The following is a 10,819-nucleotide window of genomic DNA, read 5'->3' on the forward strand; positions in this document are numbered from 1 at the left end:
GAAAAAAATGGAATTGTGGATAACCAGGAACTCATCTTTAATCCAGCCGATATTGCCGAAACCCTCAGCGAACTTCACGCTGATGAAAGGCTGTTGGCATTCCTGAAAGTCCCGAAACAATACAAAGCTGAAGTTTTTTCGCATCTGGATCCGGATTTCCAGGAAGAAACCATTCGAAGCATAGGCAGTGAAGAGGTTTCAGAAATCCTGAACGCAATGACGCCTGACGACCGAACTGCACTGTTCGAAGATTTCCCCGATGAACTCATCAAATATTCCATCAACCACCTAAATCCACAGGAAAGAAGGATCGCACTGAAACTCCTGGGATACCGCGAAGATTCCATCGCCCGTCTGATGACGCCTTATTACATCCAGATCCGTAAAGAATGGACGGTAAAAAGATGTTTCGAACAGATAAAACGGGTAGGGAAAAAGGTGGAAACCATGAACCATCTTTATGTGGTGGACGAAAGGAACCGATTGATAGACGACATCGCAATCGGTTCACTGCTTCTGGCCGAAGAAGACACACTGGTCTCGGAGATTACCGACAACCATTTTGTGGCCATCACCACCACTACTTCCAAAGAAGATGCGGTACCCTATTTTGAGAAATATGACCGCGCCGCTTTACCGATCGTTACAGAAAACGGGGTTTTGGTAGGCATTGTAACGGTGGATGATATCATTGACCAAATTGAAGAGCAAAACACCGAAGACATCCAAAAGTTCGGGGGTTTGGAAGCTCTCGATTTACCTTATACCCAAACTTCCTGGACGGAGATGATCCGAAAAAGGGCAACCTGGCTGATCATTCTTTTTATTTCTGAAATGCTCACCGCTTCCGCGATGGGTTATTTCGAGCACGAAATTGAAAAAGCAGTGGTTCTGGCACTTTTCGTGCCGTTAATTATTTCAAGCGGGGGAAATTCCGGTTCCCAGGCAGCTACCCTCATTATCCGTGCTATGGCGCTTCAGGAAATCACCCTGAAAGACTGGTGGTATGTGATGCGGAAAGAAATCATTTCCGGACTTTGCCTTGGCGGAATTCTTGGATTGATCGGTTTTTTCCGGATCATGCTCTGGCAAAAAGCGGGATTCTTCCATTATGGCGACCACTGGGTTTTCATCGGTTTGAGTGTGGGCGTTTCCCTGGTAGCGATTGTTTTGTGGGGAACTTTAACCGGATCCATGATCCCATTTATCTTAAAAAGAATGAAACTCGATCCGGCCACCTCCTCCGCGCCATTTGTGGCTACTCTGGTAGATGTTACCGGTTTGATCATCTATTTCACCGTTGCCGGACTTTTCCTCACCGGAAGATTGCTATAAAATTAATGGGGAAAATGTTGCAGCTGTTTCGCATCGGTGTATTTCTTTTGCATCGGATAGTGATCATGCAGTTGTCCAGCTTGAAGTTCTGCCAGAATTCGCAAGCTTTACCTGCCAATAGCGCATCATTGAGGCCCCTCATGAGCTTTCTGTAGCATCCCGAGTTTCCGGCGGCAGAAACCGCATCCGCGGGTGTGGCTTCCCTTGCGGTTTTCAATATTTTATTTCCAGTTATATTCAACAGGGAAACCCATTAAAGATTTTAGAAACTCAACAGGATCTTTGAGATTCTCTTTGATCATAACATATTTAAATTTATATGGAATTTTATTACTGAGAGGCTCAAAATCCTTTAAGGTCTTCGCTTTACCTTCAAAATAATAACTTATGCCCATTCTTTTATATATTTCTGGTTGATCCTTATATGGGTCAAGATTGCTCAACAAAACACTAATCTTCGGTTCTTTTTTTTGCAGATCTTTATAATATTCTGAAATTTCCTTTTTATATAAAATTGAATCTTTTACTGCCATGCAAAAAAATCTTCCAAATTTTAGATCCTGCTTTTGTGCCAAATTCAAGGAGTCATTTTTAATCAATTTATTATAAGTGTCTATCATGCCCTTTAAGTCATTATCTATCTGCAACAATGCTAATTTCTGTCTTAACAAAGTAATATTATTAGGTTTGTTTATCAATAGGCTATCCAAATATATCTTTGCTGAATCATAGTTTATTTTAAAGTTTTCAGCATTCTTATCTTCGATTGCAGCAAGTGTTTTATCGTAATAAGCAAAGTATTTTTCATGATAAGCAGATAGTTTCTTATTATCATTTTGCCCTTTGCAGGAGAAGAATAAAATTAATATTATTAATGATAATTTATTCATTGCTATTCTTAATCTGTAACGTATAATATCCCCTATTTTCAGTCCCTACAACTTTTATCTAAATACCAATTGTCTTTATACTTTTTAAAATATTCTTTCTTTAAGTCTTTAAGATTATTAGATGATCAGAGTTTTAAAAATGAATACTGACATTTGCGCGAAAGGCTTTTATTGAGTAATGATAAAGAAAGTGTTTTAGCGGTGGCTAAAAATGAGAGGCAACATTCTGATGCTACAGAAATTATTTGAGACCCAATGTATTTGGAATTTTTAGGTTTAAAACGTGAAAAAAGGCGGGAAGTTCTAGTTTTATAAATAAGGATTGATATTTTTATTGAAAATAAATTTTTTGAAATGAAAACCCAACAGTACAGCTGTAAATTTTCATTCAGTTAACATATCCTTACAACGCATTCCCTTATTTTCCGGAAGCGTATTCCGAAATAAAGAAGGTTACGGATTCGTGGAGAAAATAGAACCGTTGGCGATCAGCGCTCTTCTGTTCATTTTCAGGATGTCCCTGACCCATTCTGCAAAATCTTCTGGCTGCAGTACTTTGTCCGGGTTGCCATCGGTAAGACCACCCTGAATGGACATGTCTGAAGCAATCGTACTTGGAGTAAGCGTAATCACACGGATGTTCTGTTTTCTCCATTCTGCCATCATCGACTGCGATAAAGAAACAACGGCCGCTTTTGACGCAGCGTATGCCGACATGTTCGGTCCGCCTTTTAAACCTGCTGTTGATGCTACATTCACGATATCGCCCTGCCCTTTTTTTTCAGGAAAGGATATACAGCTTTGGATGCATAATACACCCCAAAAAGATTGGTTTTAATCACCTGCTCCCAGGTTTCTGAAGGCATTTCCTCAAGAGTTCCGAAGTTTCCGATTCCCGCATTGTTGATTAAGATATCTACTCCGCCAAGCTCTTTTACCAAAGCTTCAATGCCGGTTTTCACCGCAGACTCGTCATCAATACTGAACACTGCCAAAGAAGCTTTAACGCCCAGATTCTTAATTTCTTCAACTGTATTTCTTAAATTTCCCTCATTCCTTCCGGTAATCCCAATATTGACTCCTTCATTTGCTAAAGCTAAAGCCACGGCTTTTCCCAGACCTCTTCCTCCACCTGTAATGATGGCATTTTTTCCTTTTAAATTCATATCAGTTCTTTTTATTAAGATACAAATTTACGAAATACATTTTTTGAAAGCGGCTGTTACAACATAAATCCTGATGTGATTTAAAAGCATAAGTACCTGCAGTATTTACGATGCATCGATTATTTAATTTCTGTGAGTTCGTAAACACTTAAGAAATAAAAGATCGGATTATGGGAAACCGTAAGGTCATGCGGCTTAAGTTTTCTATTTTTGACCAATGATTTTTTAGAAGTTCATTAACGCAGCGCTGAGATGAACGGATGAATGCCCCACATCTTTGCCGGGCATTTTTCAATTGGTTTTCATTCACTCTTGAAGAAGATTGCCGGAAGTTTCAAGAATCACAAATACCCATCTTACATCAGAGCACCGGAACTAAAAAAAACATTCTGAAAAATTCAGAATGTTTTTAAATGAAAAAGCTTACATGGTTACTCTCTTGATTCGTAATATTCAATGCTGGGTTTACTGATGACTCCGGCTTCTTTCATCCTTTCTTTCAATACCAAAGAATTCATAAAGGCTTTCGCTTTCTCCATATCCGTAATATCGCAGACAACCTGTACCATTGAAGGATCATCAATATTCCTTGCTAAAACCACATCGATTAATCCGGCGCTGTCGCGCATTGGTTTCCCTTTGTCGAACCCAACAATCCAGGCATCAAAATCTTTAACTTTATGGGTCATAACTACCCATTTTGTTTCTTTAGAATTGGGATTAAACCGCACTACCTGATAAAATTCAGCCTTCGGATTAGTGACACCTCTCATTTTAATTCTTTCCAGAAATGCAGGATCTTTCATGGATGCTCTGGCTTTTTCTACATCGCTCACAGTAGCCACATTCATCATTTTATGAGGTTGCCCCACCTGTGAACTAATTACAATGTTTTGAATTCCATTTTGTTTGCGTAATAAGGAATCCTTCATGAAAAGTGGTTTCCAGACATTAAAATCTTTAACATGAAATGTAGTTTCTACAATTTTGTCCAGCGACATATTCATCTCTTGGTTCTGTGCAAAACTGTTGCTGAAGGGAATCATCAAAAACAGCAGAAAGGCGTGTCTCAACGGATTGAGCATGGTTTTTAAAATTTTCATGGTTGCGTTTTTTAGTTTTATTAATTGATTACATCATCGAATTCATAAAGTAAAGCTACAACATTTTACATCATTAATTAAAAATTAAATAATAAATTTTAGTTAAAATGAATGCTAAATTAATAATAATCTCATAAAAACAGCATTGACGAAATGTGACATAAATATTAAAAACAGGAAGTAATTAAAAAAAGAAGCCTGCGTCTTGAAAACAGACTTCTTCATTTTTTACTGTCTGATGAATTCGCCATCCATCTTAATCATCCCCCGCTGCCGCACGAATCCTTTCGTGTGGTCACATTAAAAATCAAACATTCCAAATACTTCAATATCATCTAAAAGTCCTTTTTCATCAGCATCATCTCTTGCACTGCTGTAAACATATTCTTCTGCTTTGTACACCAAACCAGCTTCCACAGGGTTTTGGTGCACGTAATCTATTTTTTGTTTAATTACCTTGTTGCTCCACAGTTCGATCGGTTTATTATCATGTCGCCAAAACTGATAATGGGTTACGTTTGAACTTTTTGCTGCTTCTTTTCGAAAGAAATCCAATAGAAACTCTTTCCTGCTTTCTCTCGGATTTTCTTCAATGGCTTTAACAATAGCTCTACTGGTAAATCTTTTCAAATCACCAATTAGCAATTCAGGTTTTTGTCCTTTTATACTTCTAAAAACCAAATGAATATGGCTCGTCATGATGCACCATGCATGAATTTCTAAACCTTTTTCTTTCTGGCAAAACCTCACACTTTCCAAAAATAAATCTTTATATTCATTCCGTGTAAACACATCAAGCCATCCCACCACAGCAAAACTGATAAAATATAAACCTTCAGGGTTTAGAAATTTTTAATTTCTGCTCATAAAAAGATCCAGTCTTGATCTATATCTTGCATTTTACATCAAATCAAAACCCCATGTCACCTATCGAACCATAAGCGAACAAAACCCCCGACCTAGGAGATTTTTGCGTAAAAAAAAATTTCAATTATTTCCATCATGAATCGTCAACTAATAACTAATAAAAATCCTCCCCGTTTGAGTGATAGCTTACGAGAACTTGAACAAAACCCCTGACCTAGGAGATTTTTGCGTAAAAAAAAATTTCAATTATTTCCATCATGAATCGTCAACTAATAACTAATAAAAATCCCCCCTGTTTGAGTGGTGGCAACAAATCCAAAATAGCACGATAATCTTCCGATCCACCCGAGTTTGGGGGATTTTCTTAGAAATAATTGAAATTTTTTAGCAAACCGACGAAGGAGGTTCGCCGATTCCAATAAAAATATAACAAGGATGAGGCAAAAAGATCCAGTCTTGACTTTTTTGTTACTTTTTGTGTCAAGACAAAAAGTATTAGAATCATCCAGTCTTGAATTTTTGGTTCTTTTGGTTCAAGCCAAAAGAACTAAGAAAAAAAAAATAAACAACTAACTAAACAACTTTTTTACCCTAAACAACCTAACCCTTAAAAATCAAAAAAATGCCAAAAATCACAAACCTCACCAACTTTACCGGAACAATAAACGGACTCGTTTACTACACAGTCAACGGCCAACAATTCATCCGCGCTGAAAAAGCAAAAACAAACAAGACGAAATCAAAAGAACTCCCCAAAAAACTCCTTCCGGGTATTGAGGCTTTACAGATAAGCAATGCACTCCATTCCATGAACCATCTTGTAAACGCCATGGAAAAAGAATTCCAGACTTTAAAAACACCTACACGGCCTCAACGCAAAAATGATCCGGCGATCAAAGAATTTCATGGAGCATCCTCAGGATCCGGCAGCACAGCAGCGACAACCGCTGAACTTGAAGAAAAGGAATCAGTGCGAGCTGACTTTCATACCGACAATGGGAAAAGCCCTGTCTTAGAAAATGCGATAAGAGATCATACTGAAATAAAATTCACAGTCAGGGGAGCAAAACCCGGACTGCACCTCATCATCTTACAGATCAATTACGAAACCGGAGACTTCCGGCGTAAAAAAAAACCGCGCTTGACGCAGCGCAGCGGATCAGGAAAAACACCTGTACGGCCGAACAGGATATCCGGCCGGAAAAGGATTTACAGATCTACTGTTCCTGTATGGCGGGTATTTCCTGAAGGCGTTCCCTGTCAGTGAAAAAAAAAGACCAGGAATTCTGAGCTGAGATCGTAATTTAAAAAAATAGCACCGTTCAAGAAAGTGGAAAGTTTTCCACTTTATTTTTTCGGAGGAATGACTCCCTTTTATTAGGCTTGTCGACTTGCGGACAGCGCCGCGACACTCGCCCGATACTCTTCCAGAAGCGCCTTCCAGACCACTTCCTGCCGGTAACGGCTTTCAATCATGGGTCTTCCATTTTCTTTCATAGTATGATAAAGGTTGGTATCGCATACCATATTTTCCATGGCCTGCTGCAGCGCAGCGGAGTCTTTCACGGGAATAATGATTCCGTTTTTGCCCCCTTCAATAATCTCGTTACAGCCGTTAATGTCCGTCACAATGGAAGGCAAATCCATCGCACCGGCCTGCAACACCACGTTAGGGAAACCTTCGCGGTAGCTCGGGAAAACCAGCGCATCGCTTACTGCAAAATAGGGACGGACATCCTCCTGAAACCCCACGCAGATGATGTTTGCATTAGATCTGATCTCTTCCATCGTCTCCGGAAGAAGCGGATCGAGGTCTTCCTCAAAAGGCCCCACCAGCAAAAGTTTAGGTGAAGTGGTCCATTTTTTCTGCATTTCTCCTTCAGCAGCTGTCGTTTTAATTTGTCCTAAAGCCCAGAAGGCTTTGACCAGCTCGTTGATGCCTTTATCCTTCACCAGCCGGCCCACGAAAATGAAAACAAAATCCTGCTCTGAAATCCCGAGCTTGCTTTGAAGACTCCGCTTTGCAGCTTGTGAAATCTGTACTTCATCAAAATAGTGGATGTTGATTCCATTAGAACTTCCATTGCCAATCACCTTCAGTTTTTTCGGATGGCCCAGTTTTTCTTTGATGATGATGTCTTTTAACCCAAATGAATTGGGATAAACCTTCGTTGCAAGTCGGTAGGTAAACCACTCCACGAGGTTCAGCAGCTTTCGCGTATAGCCAGTGGTCTCCAGCAAGGGCAGCCCAGCCACCGTATGCATCCGCACCGGAACCTGAGCCAGAAAACCTGCCGTCAATCCCACCAAACCTGCTTTTGGGGTGTGGGTATGGATCATTTCCGGTTTCTCCCTTCTCAGAAATCGGTACAGTTTCCAAATAGCTGCCAAATCCTTAAACGGCGTTATTTTCCGGGTCATCTCCACATGAAAATTTTTCACCCCATACTTTTCAGCCACCCTTTTCAGCTCCAGCTCATCGGCAGACACCGCCGTGATCTCGTAATACTGATTGATGAAGCGAAGCTGTTCACCGAGCAACTTGTCTAGGGAAATGGGCACCGTAGTGATGCGGACGAGTTTTTTCACAAATTTTTTTTACAGATGCAAATATACACTCAAAATCCAGTTAATAAGATGCAGGAAAGAAACGGGAAGACCAAAGCGCTAGTTCCAATACTGCGCGATTACAATCCTGGGTAATAAAAAGCTTCCCAAACCTTATTACCTTGGCTGCAGAATTCCAATCTATCTGTCGCTTGATAGGCCCTCCACTCACCCCTCCTCCTCAAAACGAGCCTCCAAATTTTCCTTCAGCTGATCCAGAAATTTCGTGTGACCGGTTTTCCTACTTTTGATCTCGTGGAGAATCTTGTAGAAATTCCCCAACTCTATATTCAGCGTTTTTGCAGTAAACCGAATGAGCTCACTCAGTTCGATATTCCCGCCATTGATGCTGCGCGAAAGATAAATCGCATAGATTAACTCGACCAATGCCGTTTTGGGTCCAGTCCACTGGAATGGAGATTGCTTTGACAGTCGGTCGTTAATATATCCATCGATTTCATAAATGCAGCGCAAAAGATAGCTTTCTATACGATCATTACAGAGGATCACTGCAATATGGTGATCAAAGGCAGTCGCAAAACCTTCGTCGCAATCATAAAGAAGTAAGTTCCGTTTCATCTTGATGTCAAATTGCCCTCTTACGAAATATTTCTCATCCAGGTAACTGGCGCCACGACGGTAATAATCATAAAATTCTTGATACTGATTATTGAAATTCTTTAAACTTTTCATTTCCAGCTCGTAGTATTCCTTTAAGACATATTGCCCCGCGGCGGGCTTGGACACCTCTATATCGAGGACTTTGGAAAAATAAAGATACTGTGCTACAAATGCCGGTTTATGTTCCTTGAAAAAATGAACCTCATCTGCAATCGAACCAAAATGATGACCCGCCACAGCGCTTTTTAGCTTCCTCAGCTTGTTGTCGATTTCCATCAGGCTTTTTTCATATTGCTGTATTTTATTCAGATGACTCTCAGACTCTACTGATTCCAGATTGTGCAGAAGCTCACGATACATATGCCGTACCTGCTCAAAAAAAAGGGCATTATTCATGTGATGGTTTTACTAATACTGGCTAACTGGCACAATCTGTATCTTGAAGAGGATGTCTCTCCACAAAATCCATTGGATTCATGCCATTATGATCTACAAACAGCTGTGTAAACTTAGACCGGTTGCTGAAGCCACTCTCTGCGACGAGTGTATCTAAGGAATACTTGCGCCAGGCACGGTTTTCAGTGAGCATTTTGGTCACATGTCGAATACGCAGACCATTGATATAGGAATTAAAATTGCACCCTTTCCTTTCATTGATGACCCCTGAAAGATAAGTCGTATTCGTTTTCAGTTTTATCGCCAGCTGGTTCAGCGTTAAGCCCTTCTTCAAAAAAAAGCATTCATTTTCCAATCGTTCAAGCCGTATTAGAAGTTTTTCCGTTTTATCGCTGGCGAGCCTAGTGGGTTTATGCAAATTCTCATGCGTCTCTTCAGCACCTTTCATCGAATGAGCCAATCTCATCATCCTGCTAAGAAAAGTTATTTTCTTGCTTCCGAACACTAAAATTGCAGCACCGAGAAAACTAACAGTTACAGTTGCCAGAAGAACTTGATCCCTTGCTATTTTACGCTCCATTTTTTCCTTGGAGGCGATCAATTCGTAGGTGTCATACTCTTTGCTGATCCTGGTGGACAAAAGCTGAAAATCAGAAACCAGAATCCGATCCGCTTTCAACAGTTGGGTCGTGTAATACAATTGCTGGTCGACATTATTATGATCACGGTAATAATCAATCAGCATTTCATAGCCCTTGCGCACCTGTGGCAGAATAAAAGTATGGCTCCGGAAAATGGAGTCGTTCTTTTGAAAGGATTTGACGGCCAGATGCTTATTTCCCAACATCCAATAACTCATTCCCAGGTAATAATTGAGCACGGCCTCCTGTGCGAAATCCTCTTTCTTCAAAATGCTGGGCAATGCATTGTGAAAATCCGTGATGGCATTATTATATTTTTTTTGTAGAAAGTTGAGTATTCCCAACTGCTTCAGAAAGTAACTTTTTTCCACAAGGTAATCAGAACTCATCGAAGACAATCGCAGACCGGTCCCTATGGTTTCTTTCGCCTCTGCATAACGTTGCAGCGCGATCAGGCAGATCGAATATTGATGCAGACTGTTCAAATAACCTTTTTGATTGTTATAATGAATATTGGGCAGATTAGGATCTGCAATCTGTCCGGAAAAAAAGCGATTGCACTTTTCAAATATTGGGGCGGCTGCTTCATATTCACCCAGATGACTCCGAACTACCCCGATATGGTAAAGGTTTTTATGATAGAGATATTGATCTGGTGAAGTCTTGGAATAGGCCCACGCCTTTAGGTACTCGTCAAGCGCGGGTTTGAACTTTCTGTAATGGAAATAATAAACAGTACCCTTTGTGAGATAGGCAGATGCTAATAGATCGTGATTTTTAGCCTGGGATGCCGCAATAATCGAACTGTCGGCATAACGAATCTTCTCCCGTCTTGAGAAACTTACAGCGTCTTTGTATGCCTGTGTAAGTTCGATAAAGTTGCGTTCCGCCTTTGCCTTCTGGATAGAAACGTTGACATAAACGAAGGCCCGCTCGTCATTTTCCTCAAAATGGCCGTATCGGGTGCGAAGATCTTCAAAACTTTGACCTTGTACGTACCCAAACACCAAAAAAGCAATTAGCAATCTCATACACATAATAACTAAGCTTTCGTTGGGCTTGAAAAGCCAACAATGAAAGCCCGTTGAACGGAAGCTCCGGTAGCTTTTCGACAGTATTTTGGTTCTCTTATGGGGATTTCGTTTTTAGCATTCAGAGCTACAAAGCAGTTTTTTAGAATTACTGCTTTTTTT

The 10,819-nt window shown here is 40.3% G+C and carries 7 protein-coding genes and 2 pseudogenes; 2 read left to right on the forward strand and 7 right to left on the reverse strand.

The window, feature by feature from the left end:
- The first annotated feature begins 15 nt into the window (after positions 1-15).
- A complete protein-coding gene (gene mgtE, locus L0951_RS02745) occupies positions 16-1,335 on the forward strand; it encodes a magnesium transporter (protein ID WP_234109316.1) in 1,320 nt (439 codons plus the stop codon).
- A gap of 221 nt (positions 1,336-1,556) precedes the next feature.
- Here mgtE and L0951_RS02750 read toward each other — a convergent pair whose 3' ends face one another.
- From L0951_RS02750 to L0951_RS02765, 4 genes and pseudogenes are all read right to left on the reverse strand, one after another.
- Positions 1,557-2,225, reverse strand: a complete 669-nt coding sequence (locus L0951_RS02750) for a hypothetical protein (protein WP_234109317.1) — start codon at positions 2,223-2,225, stop codon at positions 1,557-1,559.
- 453 nt (positions 2,226-2,678) lie between these two features.
- Positions 2,679-3,391, reverse strand: a pseudogene (locus tag L0951_RS02755) (3-ketoacyl-ACP reductase).
- A 431-nt stretch (positions 3,392-3,822) separates the two neighbouring features.
- The gene (locus tag L0951_RS02760; RefSeq protein ID WP_234109318.1) at positions 3,823-4,494 is read right to left on the reverse strand and encodes a hypothetical protein; all 672 of its coding nucleotides are present in this window, start codon (positions 4,492-4,494) and stop codon (positions 3,823-3,825) included.
- A 300-nt stretch (positions 4,495-4,794) separates the two neighbouring features.
- A pseudogene (locus tag L0951_RS02765) lies at positions 4,795-5,325 on the reverse strand (REP-associated tyrosine transposase); the annotation flags it as partial.
- A 658-nt stretch (positions 5,326-5,983) separates the two neighbouring features.
- On the opposite strand from L0951_RS02765, the gene L0951_RS02770 reads away from it, so the two are divergent.
- On the forward strand, positions 5,984-6,628 hold the full coding sequence (locus tag L0951_RS02770; protein WP_234109319.1) for a hypothetical protein: 645 nt from the start codon (positions 5,984-5,986) through the stop codon (positions 6,626-6,628).
- A gap of 110 nt (positions 6,629-6,738) precedes the next feature.
- Here the strand turns inward: L0951_RS02770 and L0951_RS02775 are convergent, their stop codons facing one another.
- The 3 genes from L0951_RS02775 to L0951_RS02785 form a co-directional block, all read right to left on the reverse strand.
- Positions 6,739-7,950: a glycosyltransferase family 4 protein gene (locus tag L0951_RS02775; RefSeq protein WP_234109320.1), complete on the reverse strand. Its 1,212-nt coding sequence runs from the start codon at positions 7,948-7,950 to the stop codon at positions 6,739-6,741.
- Positions 7,951-8,136: 186 nt separating this feature from the next.
- Positions 8,137-8,985, reverse strand: a complete 849-nt coding sequence (locus L0951_RS02780) for an RteC domain-containing protein (RefSeq protein ID WP_234109321.1) — start codon at positions 8,983-8,985, stop codon at positions 8,137-8,139.
- A gap of 22 nt (positions 8,986-9,007) precedes the next feature.
- A complete protein-coding gene (locus tag L0951_RS02785) occupies positions 9,008-10,657 on the reverse strand; it encodes a helix-turn-helix domain-containing protein (RefSeq protein WP_234109322.1) in 1,650 nt (549 codons plus the stop codon).
- Positions 10,658-10,819 lie beyond the last annotated feature (162 nt).

This window comes from Chryseobacterium sp. R2A-55, from assembly GCF_021401085.1.
In the GTDB taxonomy this organism is placed as follows: Bacteria; Bacteroidota; Bacteroidia; order Flavobacteriales; family Weeksellaceae; genus Kaistella.

What these genes read in the sequence shown, in the direction of transcription:
- L0951_RS02780 (WP_234109321.1), bottom strand. Translation starts at nt 8,985, where the DNA reads ATGAATAATGCCCTTTTTTTTGAGCAGGTACGGCATATGTATCGTGAG.
- L0951_RS02785 (WP_234109322.1), bottom strand. Translation starts at nt 10,657, where the DNA reads ATGAGATTGCTAATTGCTTTTTTGGTGTTTGGGTACGTACAAGGTCAA.
- L0951_RS02770 (WP_234109319.1), top strand. Translation starts at nt 5,984, where the DNA reads ATGCCAAAAATCACAAACCTCACCAACTTTACCGGAACAATAAACGGA.
- L0951_RS02760 (WP_234109318.1), bottom strand. Translation starts at nt 4,494, where the DNA reads ATGAAAATTTTAAAAACCATGCTCAATCCGTTGAGACACGCCTTTCTG.
- L0951_RS02750 (WP_234109317.1), bottom strand. Translation starts at nt 2,225, where the DNA reads ATGAATAAATTATCATTAATAATATTAATTTTATTCTTCTCCTGCAAA.